The sequence below is a fragment of the Spectribacter acetivorans genome (assembly GCF_031846305.1).
In the GTDB taxonomy this organism is placed as follows: domain Bacteria; phylum Pseudomonadota; class Gammaproteobacteria; order Nevskiales; family Salinisphaeraceae; genus Spectribacter; species Spectribacter acetivorans.
The window spans coordinates 1-17,403 of sequence record NZ_JAVRHY010000012.1; the positions used below are offsets into that span (position 1 = coordinate 1).

At 65.4% G+C, this 17,403-nt stretch carries 19 protein-coding genes; 13 read left to right on the plus strand and 6 right to left on the minus strand.

The features are described 5' to 3' along the window. Positions 1 to 17: 17 nt before the first annotated feature. The 3 genes from RM531_RS12090 to RM531_RS12100 all read right to left on the minus strand — a co-directional run bounded on the left by RM531_RS12090 (position 18) and on the right by RM531_RS12100 (position 1,904). Positions 18 to 947 (minus strand): L,D-transpeptidase family protein, encoded by a 930-nt coding sequence (locus RM531_RS12090; protein ID WP_311659582.1) that lies wholly within the window; start codon positions 945 to 947, stop codon positions 18 to 20. 94 nt (positions 948 to 1,041) lie between these two features. Further along, complete coding sequence (gene pdxH / locus RM531_RS12095; protein WP_311659583.1) at positions 1,042 to 1,692, minus strand: pyridoxamine 5'-phosphate oxidase; 651 nt, start codon at positions 1,690 to 1,692, stop codon at positions 1,042 to 1,044. Beyond that, a complete protein-coding gene (locus RM531_RS12100; protein ID WP_311659584.1) occupies positions 1,689 to 1,904 on the minus strand; it encodes a dodecin in 216 nt (71 codons plus the stop codon). The genes pdxH and RM531_RS12100 overlap by 4 nt, the downstream gene beginning before the upstream one ends. Positions 1,905 to 2,060: 156 nt before the next feature. Here RM531_RS12100 and RM531_RS12105 point away from each other — a divergent pair, with 156 nt between their 5' ends. The 3 genes from RM531_RS12105 to RM531_RS12115 all read left to right on the plus strand — a co-directional run bounded on the left by RM531_RS12105 (position 2,061) and on the right by RM531_RS12115 (position 3,968). Then, positions 2,061 to 3,047: a YhdH/YhfP family quinone oxidoreductase gene (locus RM531_RS12105; protein ID WP_311659585.1), complete on the plus strand. Its 987-nt coding sequence runs from the start codon at positions 2,061 to 2,063 to the stop codon at positions 3,045 to 3,047. Beyond that, a complete protein-coding gene (locus tag RM531_RS12110; RefSeq protein WP_311659586.1) occupies positions 3,040 to 3,459 on the plus strand; it encodes an HIT domain-containing protein in 420 nt (139 codons plus the stop codon). The genes RM531_RS12105 and RM531_RS12110 overlap by 8 nt, the downstream gene beginning before the upstream one ends. Positions 3,460 to 3,524: 65 nt before the next feature. Continuing rightward, positions 3,525 to 3,968 carry a hypothetical protein gene (locus tag RM531_RS12115; RefSeq protein ID WP_311659588.1) on the plus strand — a complete coding sequence of 148 codons (444 nt, stop codon included), beginning with the start codon at positions 3,525 to 3,527 and terminating at the stop codon, positions 3,966 to 3,968. Between the two features lie 165 nt (positions 3,969 to 4,133). Here RM531_RS12115 and RM531_RS12120 read toward each other — a convergent pair whose 3' ends face one another. After that, complete coding sequence (locus tag RM531_RS12120) at positions 4,134 to 5,687, minus strand: MmgE/PrpD family protein (RefSeq protein ID WP_311659589.1); 1,554 nt, start codon at positions 5,685 to 5,687, stop codon at positions 4,134 to 4,136. A gap of 165 nt (positions 5,688 to 5,852) precedes the next feature. Between RM531_RS12120 and RM531_RS12125 the strand changes: the two genes are divergently transcribed. The 4 genes from RM531_RS12125 (at position 5,853) to RM531_RS12140 (ending at position 9,806) form a co-directional block, all read left to right on the plus strand. Next, the gene (locus RM531_RS12125) at positions 5,853 to 6,149 is read left to right on the plus strand and encodes a hypothetical protein (RefSeq protein WP_311659590.1); all 297 of its coding nucleotides are present in this window, start codon (positions 5,853 to 5,855) and stop codon (positions 6,147 to 6,149) included. Continuing rightward, positions 6,149 to 6,550 carry a type II toxin-antitoxin system VapC family toxin gene (locus RM531_RS12130; RefSeq protein WP_311659591.1) on the plus strand — a complete coding sequence of 134 codons (402 nt, stop codon included), beginning with the start codon at positions 6,149 to 6,151 and terminating at the stop codon, positions 6,548 to 6,550. The genes RM531_RS12125 and RM531_RS12130 overlap by 1 nt, the downstream gene beginning before the upstream one ends. A 233-nt stretch (positions 6,551 to 6,783) precedes the next feature. Then, positions 6,784 to 9,513, plus strand: a complete 2,730-nt coding sequence (locus RM531_RS12135; RefSeq protein WP_311659592.1) for a DNA methyltransferase — start codon at positions 6,784 to 6,786, stop codon at positions 9,511 to 9,513. A gap of 2 nt (positions 9,514 to 9,515) precedes the next feature. Next, positions 9,516 to 9,806: a hypothetical protein gene (locus RM531_RS12140; protein WP_311659593.1), complete on the plus strand. Its 291-nt coding sequence runs from the start codon at positions 9,516 to 9,518 to the stop codon at positions 9,804 to 9,806. A gap of 15 nt (positions 9,807 to 9,821) precedes the next feature. On the opposite strand, the gene RM531_RS12145 is transcribed toward RM531_RS12140, so the two are convergent. Beyond that, the gene (locus RM531_RS12145) at positions 9,822 to 10,049 is read right to left on the minus strand and encodes a hypothetical protein (protein ID WP_311659594.1); all 228 of its coding nucleotides are present in this window, start codon (positions 10,047 to 10,049) and stop codon (positions 9,822 to 9,824) included. Positions 10,050 to 10,132: 83 nt separating this feature from the next. On the opposite strand from RM531_RS12145, the gene RM531_RS12150 reads away from it, so the two are divergent. Both RM531_RS12150 and RM531_RS12155 read left to right on the plus strand, forming a co-directional pair. Then, complete coding sequence (locus tag RM531_RS12150) at positions 10,133 to 10,345, plus strand: hypothetical protein (protein WP_311659595.1); 213 nt, start codon at positions 10,133 to 10,135, stop codon at positions 10,343 to 10,345. A 129-nt stretch (positions 10,346 to 10,474) separates the two neighbouring features. Then, positions 10,475 to 11,965, plus strand: a complete 1,491-nt coding sequence (locus tag RM531_RS12155; RefSeq protein ID WP_311659596.1) for a flavin-containing monooxygenase — start codon at positions 10,475 to 10,477, stop codon at positions 11,963 to 11,965. Between the two features lie 95 nt (positions 11,966 to 12,060). Here the strand turns inward: RM531_RS12155 and RM531_RS12160 are convergent, their stop codons facing one another. After that, the gene (locus tag RM531_RS12160) at positions 12,061 to 12,705 is read right to left on the minus strand and encodes a hypothetical protein (protein ID WP_311659597.1); all 645 of its coding nucleotides are present in this window, start codon (positions 12,703 to 12,705) and stop codon (positions 12,061 to 12,063) included. Between the two features lie 206 nt (positions 12,706 to 12,911). Between RM531_RS12160 and RM531_RS12165 the strand changes: the two genes are divergently transcribed. The 4 genes from RM531_RS12165 (at position 12,912) to RM531_RS12180 (ending at position 17,401) form a co-directional block, all read left to right on the plus strand. Beyond that, on the plus strand, positions 12,912 to 14,609 hold the full coding sequence (locus RM531_RS12165) for a glutamine--tRNA ligase/YqeY domain fusion protein (RefSeq protein ID WP_311659598.1): 1,698 nt from the start codon (positions 12,912 to 12,914) through the stop codon (positions 14,607 to 14,609). 34 nt (positions 14,610 to 14,643) lie between these two features. Beyond that, entirely contained in the window at positions 14,644 to 15,885 is a 1,242-nt protein-coding gene (locus RM531_RS12170; protein ID WP_311659599.1) for a YncE family protein, read from the plus strand. Further along, positions 15,882 to 16,550, plus strand: coding sequence for a 16S rRNA (guanine(527)-N(7))-methyltransferase RsmG (gene rsmG, locus RM531_RS12175; protein WP_311659600.1), 669 nt, complete (start codon positions 15,882 to 15,884; stop codon positions 16,548 to 16,550). Before RM531_RS12170 ends, rsmG begins: the two co-directional genes overlap by 4 nt. A 71-nt stretch (positions 16,551 to 16,621) precedes the next feature. Next, positions 16,622 to 17,401, plus strand: coding sequence for a ParA family protein (locus RM531_RS12180; protein ID WP_311659601.1), 780 nt, complete (start codon positions 16,622 to 16,624; stop codon positions 17,399 to 17,401). Positions 17,402 to 17,403 lie beyond the last annotated feature (2 nt).

A 17,403-nucleotide genomic window follows, 5' to 3' on the forward strand; every position in this document is an offset into this window, starting at 1 on the left:
TGGGGCGACGATGCGCGTCAGTCGCTGGCCGTCAGCCGGGTGCCGCCGATTGCCTCGGGCATGCCGTGCTGCCGTGTCCCGGCTGACTCGGCCAGTTCCCAGTCGATTGGCGTGTCGGGCCGGTTCCGGGTGGCGTTGATGACGGACTGGACCAGCGGTGTGTAGCTGTCCACCCGGCCCTTGCCGTCAGCATCGGGCGGATGCGCCTCCAGGTAGAGTTCGCCGGCGTGCCAGCCGGTCTTGTACGGCTGGTTGACGATGGTGACGGGCGTACCCGGATCGATCATGGAATAAAGCGCCGCGATGTCTTCCGGGTACAGGCGGATGCAGCCGTGCGACACGCGCAGCCCGATGCCCGCCGGCTTGTTGGTGCCGTGCAGCAGATAGGCGGGAAAACCCAGATACAGCGCATGCCGCCCCAGCGGATTATCCGGCCCCGGCGGCACCACGCGGGGCAGGGGGTCGCCGGCCTCGGCGTGTTCTTCGCGGATGGACTCGGGCGGGGTCCAGGTCGGGTCCGCCGCGGTGCGCGTGATGGTGGTGCGGCCCAGCGGGGTATCCCAGCCCTCGCGGCCGATGCCCAGCGGGTAGGTGATGACCTTGCCGTGGTACTGGCTACCGGCCGGGGGGAAGTAGTAAAGCCGCATTTCGGCGATGTTGAGCACCAGCCCGCGCCGATCAGCGTCGGGCAGTATGTAGCGCGTGGGCAGGGTCACCGGCGTGCCGGCGCCCGGCAACCAGGGATCGACGTCCGGGTTGGCCAGCCGGAGTTCTCGATAACCCACGTTGTGGCGGCGGGCAAGGGCGACGAAGGTATCCGCTTCCCGGGCCTCGACGGTGATGGTCTTGCCGATGAGATCGCTGTCGTCCGATGGCGCCGGGTAGACGGCGGCCTGTGCGGCGGTGGACGCCAGCAGGGCGGTGATCAATAGCCAGAATCGACGCATCGACGACATTCCCGCGTGCAGCCCGGTCCGGGCGTTGGACACAAAAAAGGCCGGCATTTCAGCCGACCCCCTCAACCCAGAATGATAGCAGCAATCAGGGCGCCAGACGCTGAATCCGCCAGCGCCCGTCGCTGTGCCGATAGACGATCCGGTCGTGGAGCCGGTTGCGCCGGCCCTGCCAGAACTCGATCGCCCGCGGGCTGAGGTTGTAGCCGCCCCAGTGCGCGGGCCGCGGCACCGCTCGGTCATCGCCGAACTGTTGTTCCGTTTGTTCGTAGGCTCGCTCCAGCATCTGGCGGTTGGCAATCACGCGGCTTTGCGGTGAGGCATGCGCACCGATACGGCTGCCGCGGGGGCGCGAGGCGAAATAGCTGTCCGAGTCGGCGGGCGGCAGCGGGGCAATCTCGCCCTCGATGCGCACCTGGCGTTCCAGCCGATCCCACCAGAACACCAGCGCCGCATGCGGATTGGCGTTGATTTCGCGGCCCTTTCGGCTGTCGTAATTGGTGTAGAAGCGGAAGCCATCGTCGTCGAACCCCTTGAGCAGCACCGTGCGCGCGGACGGCTTGCCCAGCGGATCGGCGGTGGCCAGGGTCATGGCGGTCGGGTCGAACAGATCGGCCGCGCAAGCCTGCTCGTACCAGGCGGCAAACAGCGCCATGGGGTCCGCGGGAACCCGATCTTCGGTCAGATCATCCTGGTCGAGCTCGGCATGCCAGCCGCTTTCACCGGGGTTGTCGGTCACGCGCCGGCTTCCATGGTGAAGCCCAGCTTTACCGTTACCTGCCAGTGGGCGACGACGCCGTCCTCCACGTGGCCGCGGGTATCCGTGACTTCGAACCAGCGGATGTGACGCAGACTCTGCGCCGCTTCGTGCACGGCGTTCTCCACCGCTTCCTGGATGCTGTTCGGCGAGGAACCGACGAGCTCGGTGATCTTGTAGACGTGTCCACTCATGGCAGCCACTCCGTGATGGTCGGGATGGGGTTTCAGCCTAGGGCCTGGATGGTTGCTTGCGCAACGCCCCGCCCGCGGGTTTGCCGGACCCCAACGGGCGGGTCGAATCGGCCGGCGGCCATGCTAGCCTAGCCCGCTTTCAAGCGGGAGAAATTCATGCGTGCAATCAGAATCGACCGGACCGACGACGGCACTCGCGCCGCGCTGCAGGATGTCAGCGTTGACGAGCTCACCGAGGGCAATGTCGTCATTCGTTCCCACTACTCCAGCATCAACTACAAGGATGCGCTGGCGGTCACCGGCAAGGGCAAGATCCTGCACCGCTACCCGCTCAACGGCGGCATCGACGTGGCCGGGGTAGTGGAGCAGTCCGAGGATGACCGTTTCCAGCCCGGGGACGAAGTGGTGGTCACCGGCTATTTCCTGAGCGAAAAGCGCGACGGCGGCTTCGCCGAGCAGGTGCGGGTGCCCGCGGATTGCGTGGTGCCGCGCCCGGAGGGGCTGACCCTGTTCGAGACCATGGCGCTGGGCACGGCCGGGTTCACCGCCGGTTATGCCGTGCGTCGGTTGGTGGAGAACCACCAGACGCCGGACATGGGCCCGATTGCCGTGACCGGCGCCACCGGCGGCGTGGGCTCGTTTGCCATCAGCCTGCTGGCCGCCCGGGGCTTCGAGGTCAAGGCCGTGACCCGCAAGACCGACTCGGCCGGCGAGTATCTGCGCGGGCTGGGGGCGGCCGAGGTGATCTCGCCCGATGACATCCCCGACGACGGCAAGCCCATGTCGAAACCCGGCTGGGGCGGCGGCGTGGACAGCGTCGGCGGTGAGCTGCTCGCGCGGCTGATCAAGCAGATCGTGCCCTACGGCAACGTGGCTGCCATCGGTCTGGCCGGCGGGGTCAAGCTGGAAACCACCGTGCTGCCGTTCATCCTGCGTGGCGTGGGGCTGCAGGGCATTCACTCGGTGGAATGCCCGATGGATCGGCGCCTGGCCATCTGGGCCGATCTGGCCGGCGAACACAAGCCGGCGCAACTGGCCGACATCGTCACCCAGACCGTCACCCTCGATCAGGTGGCAGAGGCCTGCCAGGCCATCATCGCCGGCGAGATCACCGGCCGCACCGTCGTCGATCTGCGTGGCTGACACCGACGACTTCGCATTGCATCCGCGACTGGCGGCGGATACGTCGCCAGTCGTCGATCTGGCTTTGTCGCGAGTCCTGCTGATGGATGATGCCCGGTATCCGTGGCTGATTCTGGTCCCGATGCGTCCCGGCCTGCGGGAAATCTATGACCTGGTTGCGGATGACCAGGCCACGCTGTGGCAGGAGGTCACCCGGGTCGGCGAAATCCTGATGCGGGCAACCGGCGGCGACAAGCTGAATGTTGCCGCGCTGGGAAATCAGGTGCCGCAACTGCACATGCACGTAATTGCACGGCGCACGGACGACGCCGTCTGGCCCGGGCCAGTCTGGGGTGTTGGGCAGGCCGAGACCCGTGACATGCGGGTGCGTGACGCACTTGTTAAGTCGCTGCGGGAGGCGCTGTCATCGTGAACCGGCATCAGGGCGGTAATTTCGGCAGCCATCGGCAATAATCAGAACAAAAATGGAGGAGTCCCATGACAGCCGAACAACTCGCCATCCTCTCCGCCGGCGTGTTCTTTACCGCCGGCCTGCTCACCGGCATCTGGAAATGGCGCGCCATCATGGCCAGCCCGAACGCCGAGGCGCCGTACTACGTGAACATCGCCCACCGCGCGGCGTTGCTGTACAGCTTTGCCGCGCTGCTGCTGGCGTTCTTCGCGGCACGCAGCGTGTGGCCGGAGATCTGGAATCTGGCCGGCGTGATCGGCAACGTGGTGTTCTACGCCGCCGCCATTCTGATGTACTGCATCCACGGCTTTTTACGGGATACGGACAATCAGCTGGCACGCCCGCATCGCCTCGGCAAGCGGGAGATGCCCGCGTGGCAGATGACGCTGTTCATGGCCCTGCTGGCGGTGGGAGAGGTCGGCGGTTTTTTGGTTCTGTTCAGCGGCGTGCTCGCGGCCTGGTGGGGCTGAATCACGCCTCGGCCGCGTGATGCCGTCCATTACTCAGCACGGGTTTTCCGACAGGATTCCGCCCCGGTGGGTAGGCCGTAGACGCACGGGCCGACTGTGAGGCGACCGGTGGCCAAGGGACGCTGGCGCAATGCCAGCGACTCTTGGCCGCGGTCAGGAAAAGCCCTAGTAAATCCCGCGTGTGTCGGGCGCTTCCAGGCTGCCGGCATCCACAACCAGGTTGATCGTGGCCAGTTCATCGCCCGAGAGCGAGTCCATGCCGTTGACCGCCTCGATGAAGCGGGCACGCTCGGCATTGCTGACCAGGTCCCTGGTGTAATCCGCCAGCTTGGCCTCGTAGTCCGGGCGCTGCCAGGGGGTGTCGCCGCCGGGGTGGGCATTGGCGCGGGTCTTTTCGTCGGCCACTTCGCTGCCATCGGCCAGAGTCACGATCATGCGGCCACCGTAGGCCTGCACGTTCGGGTCCTGGTCGTGGTACAGGTCTTCCCAGCGCTGGTCGAACTGGGTTTCGATGCGGGCCATCAGCTTGCGCATCTCGTCCTTCTCGGCCGGGGTCATCTGGTAGGCGCGGTCCTTGTGGAACTCGCCGGTCTGGATGCAGCGGGCGATGGCGAACATGATGCTGTGATCCAGCGTGCCCCGCGGTGAATCCGGGTCGATCTTCTGCGGGTCCTGCGCGTCGGTGCCGATCACGTGGTGGGTGTGATGGCTGGTTTCCAGCACGATCTTCTTGATCTGGTCAAGGTCCACGCCGTCGCCCTTCTTCGGTAGCCGGTCGCGCAACTGCAGCGCCAGGTCGATGATGGCCTGACCCTGGTACTCGAACGCGTGCTGCTTGGGATACGTCTTCATGATGTTTCGCAGCGCATCGACCCCCGGTTCGGCCAGTTCCACCTTGTACACGGCGTTTTCGTCATCTCGGCCGTTGAGAAAGCGGCGGATGATGCTGTCCACGCCCTCGTAGACCGGGTTCGGCCCCTTGAGGCCGTGCAGGGCGTGGTTGACCGCCTTGATGGAGATTTCCGCCGAGAAACCGGGCACGAATTCCTTCTGCGCGCCGATGTCGCCCTTGCGCGACTGGCGCGAGGAAATGGCGTTGTGCACCGCGAAGTTGATGGCGTGGTAGGCCTGCTCGGTGGTCAACCCCAGCATGGAGGAGATGCCCGCCGCGGTGCCCGCGGCGATATGCGTCATGTGGTCGACCTTGTGCTTGTGCAGGCAGATGCCGGTGCCGTCGCCGGTGCCAACCAGCGCCACGTGCACCTCGTAGGCCACCACGATGCCGCGCAGGATGTCGGCGCCGGACACGCCAAGGTGCTGGCCCACCGCGATGATCGGGGAAATGTTGTCGTCCGGGTGGGAATATTCGGCCGCCAGATAGCAGTCGTCGTTGTCCAGGAAGCGCACCGCCACGGCGTTGGCGAAGGCAGCTGGTACCGGTGCGTAGTGCTCCTTCAGGCCCCAAATCGTGGCCTTGCCGGTGCCCTTGGCACCCATCGCGTCCGCACGTGCCACCTTGACCGCCGTTTCATTCGCCGCACCCAGCGCAATCGCCGCGTTGTCGATAATCCGGTTCTTGGCCATCGCCACGGCCTCGGCGTCCTGCGGGGCGTCCTTGGCCCGGGTGGCCAGCTCGGCCAGCTTCCAGGCCAGTTGCTGCTCGCGGGCGAGTTCGCCGCTGGACTTTTCTACCTGAACGCTGTGAATCGTGGCGGTCATGCAAGGAATTCCTCTGGTCAATCGGGTGAAACGTGGGAGAGGTCACCTCCGCGGGGGCGGAATATTAAACGATCGCTGGCGGGAATATAAGGACAGGCGCAATGTTAAATGCTGGCGAGGTGCCATGTGCTAAAGTACATTTGTGCATAATCAATGCGGAAAACCATGAGCCGTTTAAGCGTCGAAATTCCAGATAGCCTGCATCAGCAGATCAAGGCCCAGGCCTCGCTGCAGGGTTTGAGCCTGCGCGAGTACGTATTGCAGCGTCTGGGTTTCGCTTCAGGCCGGAAAAATCGGCAGTTGGAAATGACCGCAGCACCTGCAGGGGGGCAGCCAGGCCAACGCGCCGAACCCGGCACCATTCGGGAGTTGCTCGAAAATCGTCCCTGGCAGGGCACCATGACTAAGGCGGAGATTGATGCCTACATCGCCGAGGAACGCGCCAGTTGGAATGACGACTGATGCTGTTCTGGGATGCCTGTGCGGTTATCTATTTCGTCGACAATATCGAGCCCTGGGCATCTAGACTTTCTGCCCGCCTGCTGGAACTGGACAGCCGGTTTTCCGGACATGCTGTCAGTGAACTGAGTCTTCTGGAATGCCGGATCAAACCCCTGCGTGAGCAGAATGCCGCCGTGCTCGCGGCCTATGACCGCTTTTTCTCGCGCAAGGATCTGTTGCAAGTGCCGGTGAACAAGGCCGTGATCCTGGAAGCTGCGAGAGTCCGCGCGGCGTATAACCTCAAGACACCGGATGCCTTCCAGGCTGCGAGCGCCTTGAGTCTGGCCGGCGAGGTGCTGTTCGTTACCAATGATCGGTGCTTTGATAAGGTCCTGGGCTTACGCACGGAAATTATCGAATAATCAGGTGCCCCTCTCCCGGAACGAAAAGCTGCTGCCCCGCACCGACCGAGGGTTTCCGCGCAGCGGGATCGCCGGCAAGCGGAATCGGTGGCGGATTTCGTCGACTCCCGGGGTAGCTGATGCCTCTTAGTTGGAACGAAATGCCGCTGTTCGGCCTCCGGCGAGGGTTCCCGCGCAGCGGGATCGCCGGCAAGCGGAATCGGCGGCGGATTTCGTCGACGCCTGGATAACCAATGCCCCTGAGTTGGAACGAAATCCGCGACCGCGCCACCACCTTCGCCCACGACTGGGCGGACGAGTCCTACGAGCGCGGCGAGGCCCAGACCTTCTGGAACGAGTTCTTCCAGGTCTTCGGCGTCGATCGGCGGCGCGTGGCCACATTCGAAAAGCATGTCCGGAAACTGGGTGACAAGGCCGGGTTCATCGACTGCTTCTGGCCCGGCACCCTGATTGCCGAGCACAAATCCCTGGGCAAGGATCTGGATTCCGCGTTCATCCAGGCGCTGGACTACTTTGCCGAACTCAAGGACCGCGACCTGCCCCGCTACGTGGTGGTCTCGGATTTCGCCACCATCCGCTTGCACGACCTCGAGGACAATACCGACCACGAGTTCGCTCTCAAGGATCTGCCCAGCCAGATCAAGCGCTTCGGCTTCATCGCCGGCTACAAGCCGCAGGTGCTGCGCGCCGAGGACCCGGTCAACGTCAAGGCCGCCGAGCGCATGGGCCGGCTGCACGACGCCCTCAAGGCCAGCGGCTACGACGGCCACAAGCTGGAAATGCTGCTGGTGCGCCTGCTGTTCTGCCTGTTCGCGGAGGACACCGGCATCTTCCAGCCGGCCCAGGCCTTCCGGCTGTGGCTGGAGGAACGCACGGCCGAGGACGGCAGCGACCTGGGCGCCGCACTCACCCACGCCTTCCAGGTGCTCAACACCGCGCATGACCGGCGATCCGGCTCGCTGGACGAGCAGCTCGCCGCCTTCCCCTACGTCAACGGCCGCCTGTTCGAGGAGACACTGCCCATCGCCGCCTTTGACTCGGCCATGCGCGACGCCTTGCTGGAAGCCTGCGCGCTGGACTGGTCGCAGATCAGCCCGGCGGTGTTCGGCGCCATGTTCCAGTCGATCATGGACAGCGACGCCCGGCGCAACCTCGGTGCCCACTACACCAGCGAACAGAACATCGAAAAGCTGATCAAGCCGCTGTTCCTGGACGAGCTGCGGGCCGAGTTCGAGCGGGTGAAACACAACCGCAACAAGCTGTTCGAATTCCACAAGAAGCTGCGCACCCTCACCTTCCTGGACCCGGCCTGCGGCTGCGGCAACTTCCTGGTGGTCACCTACCGCCACCTGCGGGAACTGGAGCTGGACGTGCTGCGCGCCTCGCGGCAGTCAGGCCAGCTGTCGCTGGACGTCCACGGCCTGATCCACATCGACGTCGACCAGTTCTACGGCATCGAGATCGAGGAATTCCCCGCCCGCATTGCCGAGGTTGCCCTGTGGCTGACCGACCACCAGATGAACGTCAGGGTGGGCGAGGAATTCGGTATGTACTTCGCCCGCATTCCACTGACTTCCACACCGCATATCCATCACGGCAATGCGTTGCGGATGGACTGGGAGGACGTAGTGCCGAAGGTGCGACTCAGTTACATCCTCGGGAATCCGCCCTTCATCGGCGCCAAGTTCATGAGCAAGGCCAACCGGCAGGAGTTGGCCGACGTCTCCGGCGAGACCCGGAACATCGGCCTGCTGGATTACGTGACCGGCTGGTATTTCAAGGCGGCGGATCTGATTCAGGGCACGGACGTTCGCTGCGCGTTCGTCTCCACCAATTCCATCAGCCAGGGCGAGCAACCCGGCCTGCTCTGGCCGCCGCTGTTCGCTCGGGACCTGAAGATCGACTTCGCCCACACCACCTTCCGCTGGAACAATGAGGCCCGCGGCAAGGCCGCCGTGCATTGCGTCATCGTGGGCTTTGGCATCGGCGACAGGCCCGGCAAGGTGATCTACGAATACGACGACATCGCCGGGCCGCCGCAAGCGCGGGATGCGACGAACGTCAATCCCTATCTGGCCGATGCGCCGGATGTCTGCCTGCCCCGGCGCCGCTCACCGATCTGCGATGTCCCGGCAATCGGCATCGGCAACAAGCCTATCGATGGCGGGCACTATCTTTTCACGCCCGAGGAGAAGGCGGCGTTTCTGGAACGGGAGCCGGCGGCCGCGGCTTACTTCAAGCGCTGGATCGGTTCACGCGAGTTTCTGCAGGGCATCGAACGCTGGTGTCTGTGGCTGGGCGACTGTTCGCCGTCGGAGCTGGCGCGCCTGCCGGCGTGTCGCGAACGCATCGAGGCCGTGCGCGAATCCCGGCTTGCCAGCAAGAGTGCGCCTACTCGCCGGCTGGCGGATACGCCCACGCGGTTTCATGTGGAGAACTTTCCAGAGTCCAATTACCTGATAGTTCCGGAGGTTTCGTCGGAGCGTCGCCCCTATATTCCGATTGGTTTTGCAGGGCCAGATGTAATTTGCAGCAATCTGGTCAAGATTATTCCGGACGTGGAACAGTTTGAGTTTGGGGTGATTCATTCGGGCATGCACATGGCTTGGGTCCGCTACACCTGCGGCCGCCTGAAAAGTGACTTCCGCTACTCCAAAGACATCGTCTACAACAACTTTCCCTGGCCGCAGAATGTCTCCGCCAACAAACGCCAGGCGGTGCATACCGCCGCCCAGGGCGTGCTCGACGCCCGCGAACAGTTTCCGGACGCGACCCTGGCCGATCTCTACGACCCGCTGACCATGCCGCCGGCCCTGCTCAAGGCCCATCGCGCGCTGGACCGGGCGGTGGATGCCGCCTACAGCAAGCGGAAATTCAAGGGCGACGCCGACCGGGTGGCGTTTCTGTTCGAGGAATACGCCAAGCTCACCAGTCTGCCACCGGCGGACAAGGGCCGGGCCTGATCGTGTGCCTCGCGCCCGAGTTCTTCGAGGGCCGGGCGCGCTACATCGAGCGATGTATCGAACAGGGCGAGCAGCCGCTCGAGGACTGGCTGGAAGCCGCCGGATGGACGCACGACGATCTGGTGCAGGCGGGTCTGCTCGTGCTTAGGGGGATCGCCAGCACGGCCGATCTGATCGACCATCGGCTGACCGCGGCCGGCCGCCGCTACCTGCGGTCGCCGCGCGGCTACGAGGTGCTGCTGGTCCGGGCGGGAATGCAGCAGCAGCTTGGCTGCCGTCTGAAATCGTCGTAACGAGCACCCGGGTGTTCAGCCCGTCGATTCGTCAATGCTGTTGTCGGCCGGGTCCACGAATCCCGGCCATAGCCGGTTGTGATCGTCCTGCTTGATCAGCGCCTGCTCGCGCAACTGCCGCAGGTCCCGTTGCCGGGTCTTGGGCGTGAGTCTGGCGTACAGGGCCTGATACCAGGCGGCGCGCTGCAGTTTGTGCAGGGGTGGCGGCCGGCCATGCTCGAGCACGGCGCAGTCCGGGGACATGCCGACGTTATGGGCGACTTCTGCGATAAGCTGTAGGCGAGAGGGGGGGGGCTCCAGCTCATTCCAAAAAGGGGAAAGTCTCTATGCGATATATCCTGACGACGCTGCTGGCGGCGTGGTTCCTGGCCGCCTGCTCCCAGGGTGATGATGAGGCCTCGTCAGGCGGCGGCAGCGCCGCTCCGGAGGAAGGTGACTCCACCAGCCTGAGCATCGATACGGAAAACGGTGGGGTGTCCTACGAGAACAAGGACGGTGGCGGAGATACCTCGATCTCCATCGATACCGACGACGAGTAGGTGACCGCGAACAGGCGTCGGCCGGAAATGCTGGCCGGCGGCCTGTTGTGCCACAACCGGCAAGACGTGTTTCCGGATGACGCGGATGATGCTAATGTGCCGGTCTGGTTAACCGCACGGTAAGCAGTCATGGCCAACCCGCATGTGGACGTTCTGATCATTGGCGCCGGCGTTTCCGGCATCGGCACCGCCTGTCACCTGCAGCGCGGCTGCCCGGACAAGAGCTTCGCGATTCTGGAGCGCCGCGACGACATCGGCGGTACCTGGGACCTGTTCCGCTATCCCGGCATTCGTTCGGATTCGGACATGTACACCTTCGGCTTCGAGTTCCGCCCCTGGAAAGAGCCGAAAATCCTGGCTGACGGGCCGTCGATCAAGAGTTACGTGCGGGCCACCGCGGACGAGCATGACGTCCATCGCCACATCAATTTCGGGCTGAAGGTGGAATCCGCCGAGTGGTCCAGCGCTGACGCCTGCTGGACGGTCACCGCGGTGCGCGAGGCCACCGGCGAAACCGAAACCTTTACCGGCAGCTTTCTGATGGGGGCCACCGGCTACTACCGCTACGACGAGGGCCACAAGCCGGACTTCCCGGGCGAGGACAAGTTCAAGGGCACGGTGATCCATCCGCAGCACTGGCCGGAGAATCTCGACTACGCCGGCAAGAAGGTGGTGGTGATCGGCAGTGGCGCCACCGCGGTAACGCTGGTGCCCGCGATGGCGGGCGAGGCCGAGAAGGTGACCATGCTGCAGCGTTCGCCCGGCTACATCATTTCCCTGCCGGCCGTGGACAAGATTTCCGAAGCCCTCTACAAGGTGCTGCCGGATGATCTGGTCTACCGCATGACCAGGGCGCGCAACGTGGCCATGCAGCGGGTGATCTACAACACCTCGCAGCGTTTCCCCGGCTTCATGAAGTGGCTGTTGCAGCGTGGCGCCCGCCGCGCGCTGGGGCCCGACTTCGACATGCGTCACTTCGAGCCCGACTACAACCCCTGGGACGAGCGCATGTGCGCGGTGCCCAGCGGTGACCTGTTCAAGGTGCTGCGGCGCGGTCAGGCCGAGGTGGTCACCGACCACATCGACAGTTTCACCGAGAACGGCATCCGCCTGAAATCGGGGCAGGAGCTGGAGGCCGACATCATCATTTCGGCCACCGGGCTGGATGTGCGCCTGCTCGGTGACATGAGTCTGGCTGTGGACGGCGAGGCCGTGGATATCTCCGAGCGCGTGCTCTACAAGGCCACCATGCTGGAGGGCGTGCCCAACGCCGCCATCATCTTCGGCTACATCAATGCCTCGTGGACGTTGAAGGTGGATATCGTCGGTCAGTATCTGTGCCGGCTGCTCAAGCACATGGACGAGCAGGGCGTGGACATCGCGGTGCCGCGTGACCACGAGGACTGCCGCGAGGAAGGCTCCGCGCTGGACGCGCTGCAGTCCGGCTACATCCAGCGGGTCGCCCACAAGCTGCCGCGCCAGGGCACCAAGGCACCGTGGCGCATGACCCAGGATTACAAGACCGATCGCCCGATCCTCTGCAAGGACCCGGTCGACGACGGCTACCTGGAATTCGAGCGGGCCGCGGATCATCGGGTGAAGGCCCCGCGCGCGGCCTGATTGGGTGCCGGTTGAATACAACCCCCGCCTGAGCGGGGGTTGTTGAGTTGGCGCCGGCGGCCGGTGCCAGTACGCCGGCCGACGTCCGGTTTTGGTTACATCGGCAGGCCGGACAGCGGCAGCTCACCCAGCAGCATGGTCAGCGACTCCGGCCCGAAGGCCCCAATCGGCAGATCGCCGGGCACTGGTGCGGCGCCGCCCGTCGGCAGGCCCAGTTCGGGGGCATTCAGCGTCAGGTCGAACGTGGTACTGGCAATGGCCTGGCTCAGCGGCGTGGTCAGTGGGCTGCCTGCCGCGGCCAGCTGCTGCGCCGGCCCGTCCATCTGCTGGTAAACCGGCAACAGCAGGCTGTAACCGGTATTGGTCAGGGCCCGATAGCTCTGGGCCAGCGGCAGCGTCGGCGTGCCGTCGGCCAGCTGAATGGCGAATCCCTGGAAGGCGGCGTTGCCGTTGTTGAACATCTGCGTGACATTGCCCGTCTGCGGACTGTCCGGGTCCACGGCGGCCAGCGCGGCGGCACGCAATCCGCCGCCACGGACATCCTGGCCCGTGACCAGGGCGTTGGCGGCGTCGTCAATGTTGTTGAACGATTGCACCAGTGTCTGTGGACCGAGCGATGCCGGGTCGCCGGCGAAGCCGCCGAGGGCGCTGGTCAGGGCATCCAGATTCTGGGCGGAACCGGCGCCGGCGAATCCGGCCAGCAGCGTGGCGGTGAGCACGCGATAGGCGTGGCGTTTCATGGCTCTCTCCTGTGTCAGTGATTTTGTCGTCCAAGTGTCGCATCGTTGCGTACGTTCGGGAACGTCACGAGTATGCAATGGTGCGGCGTGATCGCCGGTGTGACGGGTCTGGCGACTGTCGCCGGGTGGATGCAGGCGTCTATAATGCCGGCTCGCATGATTTTCGCCGTCGCCGCATGCCGGCCGGCGCCCTGGCCGCCAACCCTATGACCGATTCCGACGCGCCGGACCGCAAGGCCGCCAACAACTTCCTGCGCAACCTGATTGCCGAGCAGATTGCGTCCGGCGAGCACCAGGGCGAGGTGGTGACCCGGTTCCCGCCGGAACCCAACGGTTATCTGCATATCGGCCACGCCAAGTCCATCTGGCTGAATTTCGGTCTGGCGGAGACATTCGGCGGGCGCTGCCATCTGCGCTTCGACGACACCAACCCGGGCGCCGAGAATCCCGAGTACGTCCAGGCCATCCAGGACGACGTCCAGTGGCTGGGCTATGAGTGGGCCGGCCACGTCCGCTATGCCTCGGACTACTTCGACGAGCTGTACGGCTACGCCGAGCATCTGATCGAGGCCGGCCTGGCCTACGTGGACGACCAGTCTGCCGAGCAGGCCAGCGCCAGCCGCGGCACGCTGACCGAGCCCGGCGTGAACAGCCCGTTCCGCGACCGCGACGTGGCGGAGAACCTGGACCTTTTTCGCCGCATGCGGGCCGGCGAGTTCGCCGACGGTGCCTGCGTGCTGCGGGCGAAGATCGACATGGCTGCCGGCAACATGAATCTGCGCGATCCGGTGCTGTACCGCATCCGCCGGGCCGCACACCACCAGACCGGGGACGCCTGGTGCATCTACCCGTCCTATGATTTCGCCCATGGCCAGTCCGACGCCATCGAGGGGGTGACCCACTCCATCTGCACGCTGGAGTTCGAGGACCACCGCCCGCTCTACGACTGGCTGATCGAGCGCCTGCCGGTGCCCTCGCGCCCGCGCCAGTACGAATTCAGCCGGCTGAACATCAACTACACCGTCACCAGCAAGCGGCGTCTCAAACTGCTGGTGGACGAGGGTTTCGTCGATGGCTGGGACGATCCGCGCATGCCCACGCTCTGCGGCATCCGCCGGCGTGGTTACACCCCGACGTCGATCCGCCGCTTCTGCGAGATGGTGGGGGTGTCGCGTGCCGACGGCGTGGTGGACATGGCGATGGTGGAACACGCCCTGCGCGACGACCTCAACGAGAACGCCCCCCGCGCCATGTGCGTGATCGACCCGCTGAAACTGGTGATCACCAACCTGCCGGACGATCATGTGGAAATGCTCACCGCGGCCGGTCATCCGCAGCGCGAGGGCTTCGCCGACCGCCAGCTGCCCTTCACCCGCGAGGTATGGATCGAGCGAGAGGATTTCCGCGAGGAGGCCAACAAGAAGTACAAGCGGCTGGTGCTGGGCAAGAAGGTGCGGCTGCGCAACGGCTACGTGCTGACGGCGGATGATGTCATCAAGGACACGGACGGCCGCATCACCGAAGTGCATTGCAGCTATGATCCGGACACGCTGGGCAGCGACCCGGCCGACGGCGTCAAGCCCAAGGGCGTGATCCACTGGGTATCGGTCAGCCACGGCAGACGCGCCACCGTGCGGTTGTACGACCGGCTGTTCGCCCACGAAACCCCGGGCCGCGGCGATACAGATTTCCGCGACCAGATCAATCCGGATTCGCTCACGGTATACGAGGACTGCTGGATCGAGCCGGGCGCGGCCGATGCCGAGCCCGAGGCCATGTTCCAGTTCGAGCGGGTCGGCTATTTCGTGGCCGACCGCCATGACCACACACCGGACGCGCCGGTGTTCAATCGCAGCGTGGCATTGCGGGACACCTGGGCCAGGATCGAGGCGGCCGGGGCGTGAGCATCCACACCGGTTTCGTCGAGGGGGACAAACCATGCCTTCACACGCGACCTTGCTGAACCGCCTCGGGCGGGTCCTGGCGATGGCCGCCGGACTGGCGGCAGGCGCCGCGGGTGCCGCCGAGCTGCGCGACGTGGTGATCGCCGGCAATAACTGGGACGGCACCGCCACCGTGTTCGACCCGGACACCTTCGAGGTGATCACCGAGATCAACGTGGTACCCGACCGCGAGCAGCGGATGGAAGAGATCCGCGGCAATCCCTGGCGCTGGGTGCAGTTCCAGTTCATCCGCCACGTGATCGGCGAGGGCAACGATCAGCTGGTGGACGACATGTTCACCTCCAACGACGGCCGCCGACTGTTCGTGTCGCGGCCGAGCTTTGCCGATGTGGTGGCCATTGATGTGGCCAGCGGGGAGATCGTCTGGCGTACTCCGGTCGAAGGCGCCCGGTCCGATCACGCCGCTATCTCGCCGGACGGCAAGACCTTCCTGGTGTCGGCCTCCATGGCCAACCGGGTGCATGCCATCGACACCGAAACCGGCGAGATCACGGGCGGCTTCGACTCCGGCGATCAGCCGCACGAGAACAGCTATTCCGAGGACGGCGAGCGCATCTACCACGCCAGCATCGGCAAGGTGTTCGTGCCCACCACCGCCGGCTGGCTGGACTGGCTCAAGGGCGACCGCTGGTTCCAGGTGGTGGATGCCGACAGCTTCGAGGTACTCGAGCGGGTGGACATGGGCGAGAAGCTGGCCGAGTTCGGCATGCCCTGGGTGGATTCGGCGGTGCGGCCCATGGCCGTGCATCCCGACGAGCGCTTCGTCTACATGCAGATTTCGTTTCTGCACGGCTTCGTCGAATACGACCTGACCGAGGATCGGGTCACCCGGGTGGCCAAGCTGCCGGTGCCGGCGGAAACCGAGGCTATGTCGACCTGGGACTACCAGCTCAATTCGGCCCACCACGGCCTCGCCATGAATCCCGCGGGCAGCAAGCTGTGCGTGGCGGGCACCATGGATGGCTATGCCGCGATCGTGGACCGCGAGACGCTGGAACCGACCCTTATCGAACTGGCGGAGCATCCGCTCGACGCCAAGCCCTACTGGGCCACCGAGAGCGCGGACGGCCAACACTGTTACGTGTCGGTGAGCCAGCAGGATCGGGTGTCGGTGATTTCGTTCGAATCCGCTGAGGAAGTCGCCAGCGTGCCGGTGGGCGATCACCCCCAGCGGGTGCGCACCGGCCGGCTGCGGCTGGACGAGACCGCGCCGTGACCGCCCCGCGCCGTGCCGGCGCCAGCGTGGACTGGCAGGCCTGTCTGGATACGCTCACCCGCGGGGCACGGACGCTGAAGGTGCGCACGTCGGCCGAGTCGCGGCAGGCGATGATCGACTATCTCAAGCACCTGGAATCCTGGAATCGCACCTACAATCTAACCGCCGTACGCGAGCCCTCGAACATGGTGGTGCGCCACCTGCTGGACAGCCTGTCGGTAGTGCCCTACCTGGCCGGCCAGCGTTTCGCGGACGTGGGCACCGGCCCGGGCCTGCCCGGCATCCCGATCGCGCTGGCCCGGCCGGGCAAGGCCGTGGTGCTGGTGGAGTCCAACCGCAAGAAAGCGGCATTCCTGCGCCACGTGGTGCGGGTGCTGGGGCTGGATAACGTCGAGGTGGTTCAGCAACGGGTGGAAAGCTGGTACCCGCCGGCGAGTTTCGACACCGTCATCTGCCGCGCCTTTGCCGCGGCCCCCCTGGCGCTGAAAAGCCTGGGACACTTGTGCGGGCCGGCGGGGCAGGTGCTGCTGATGAAGGGGCGCGATCCGGCGCCGGAACTGGATGAGCTGCCGGATGGTTTCCGGGTGGCGGCCACCCACGAATTGAGCGTCCCGGGCCTGGATGCCGCCCGTCATCTGGTGGTGGTGGAGCCGGGGCTGCTCTAACCCCGTCTGGTATCGCTCCGCCCGGGGCTTTATTCTTGCGGCCTGTTTCGACCGGGTCCGGTGCTGCTCGCATGCGCATTCTCGCCGTTGCCAACCAGAAGGGAGGCGTGGGCAAGACCACCACGTCCATCAATCTGGCCGCGTGCCTGGCGGAAGCCGATCAGCGCGTACTGCTGGTGGACATGGATGCCCAGGGCAACGCCACCATGGGTTTGGGTCTGACCCGGGCCGATCTGAGCGTGACGGCATGCGACGTCCTGCTGGGCGAGCAGCGGCTGGCCGACGTCGTGCGCCCGGTGCTCGACGGCCGTCTGAGCCTGCTGCCGGCCAACGGCGACATGACCGCGGCCGAAGTGGGGCTGCGCAAGCGCCGCAACGGGGAACTGGCCCTGCGCGAGGCGCTGGCGGACGGTTCGCCCGAATTCGATTACGTCATCATCGATTGCCCGCCGGCGCTGTCCATGCTCACCGTCAACGCGCTGTCCGCCTGCAACGGGCTGCTGATTCCCATGCAGTGCGAGTATTACGCGCTCGAGGGGCTGTCGGCGCTGCTGGATACGGTCGACAAGGTGCGGGCGGTGATCAATCCCGACCTTGCCATCGCCGGGCTGCTGCGCACCATGTACGATCCGCGCAACCGGCTGTCCGGCGAGGTCTCGGATCAGTTGCTGACGCACTTTTCCGGGCAGGTGTACGACACCATCATCCCGCGCAACGTGCGTCTGGCCGAGGCGCCCAGCCACGGGCTGCCGGCCATTGATTACGACGCCGGCGCCAGCGGCGCGCGGGCCTACCGGGCACTGGCGCTGGAAGTGCTGGGGCGGTCCGGTCGTGCCGCGGCAGGGGCCTAGAA

Coding starts and splice junctions, on each gene's coding strand:
- RM531_RS12090 (WP_311659582.1), bottom strand. CDS start 947: ATGCGTCGATTCTGGCTATTGATCACCGCCCTGCTGGCGTCCACCGCC.
- RM531_RS12100 (WP_311659584.1), bottom strand. CDS start 1,904: ATGAGTGGACACGTCTACAAGATCACCGAGCTCGTCGGTTCCTCGCCG.
- RM531_RS12105 (WP_311659585.1), top strand. CDS start 2,061: ATGCGTGCAATCAGAATCGACCGGACCGACGACGGCACTCGCGCCGCG.
- RM531_RS12115 (WP_311659588.1), top strand. CDS start 3,525: ATGACAGCCGAACAACTCGCCATCCTCTCCGCCGGCGTGTTCTTTACC.
- RM531_RS12120 (WP_311659589.1), bottom strand. CDS start 5,687: ATGACCGCCACGATTCACAGCGTTCAGGTAGAAAAGTCCAGCGGCGAA.
- RM531_RS12125 (WP_311659590.1), top strand. CDS start 5,853: ATGAGCCGTTTAAGCGTCGAAATTCCAGATAGCCTGCATCAGCAGATC.
- RM531_RS12130 (WP_311659591.1), top strand. CDS start 6,149: ATGCTGTTCTGGGATGCCTGTGCGGTTATCTATTTCGTCGACAATATC.
- RM531_RS12135 (WP_311659592.1), top strand. CDS start 6,784: ATGCCCCTGAGTTGGAACGAAATCCGCGACCGCGCCACCACCTTCGCC.
- RM531_RS12145 (WP_311659594.1), bottom strand. CDS start 10,049: ATGTCCCCGGACTGCGCCGTGCTCGAGCATGGCCGGCCGCCACCCCTG.
- RM531_RS12150 (WP_311659595.1), top strand. CDS start 10,133: ATGCGATATATCCTGACGACGCTGCTGGCGGCGTGGTTCCTGGCCGCC.
- RM531_RS12155 (WP_311659596.1), top strand. CDS start 10,475: ATGGCCAACCCGCATGTGGACGTTCTGATCATTGGCGCCGGCGTTTCC.
- RM531_RS12160 (WP_311659597.1), bottom strand. CDS start 12,705: ATGAAACGCCACGCCTATCGCGTGCTCACCGCCACGCTGCTGGCCGGA.
- RM531_RS12165 (WP_311659598.1), top strand. CDS start 12,912: ATGACCGATTCCGACGCGCCGGACCGCAAGGCCGCCAACAACTTCCTG.
- RM531_RS12170 (WP_311659599.1), top strand. CDS start 14,644: ATGCCTTCACACGCGACCTTGCTGAACCGCCTCGGGCGGGTCCTGGCG.
- RM531_RS12180 (WP_311659601.1), top strand. CDS start 16,622: ATGCGCATTCTCGCCGTTGCCAACCAGAAGGGAGGCGTGGGCAAGACC.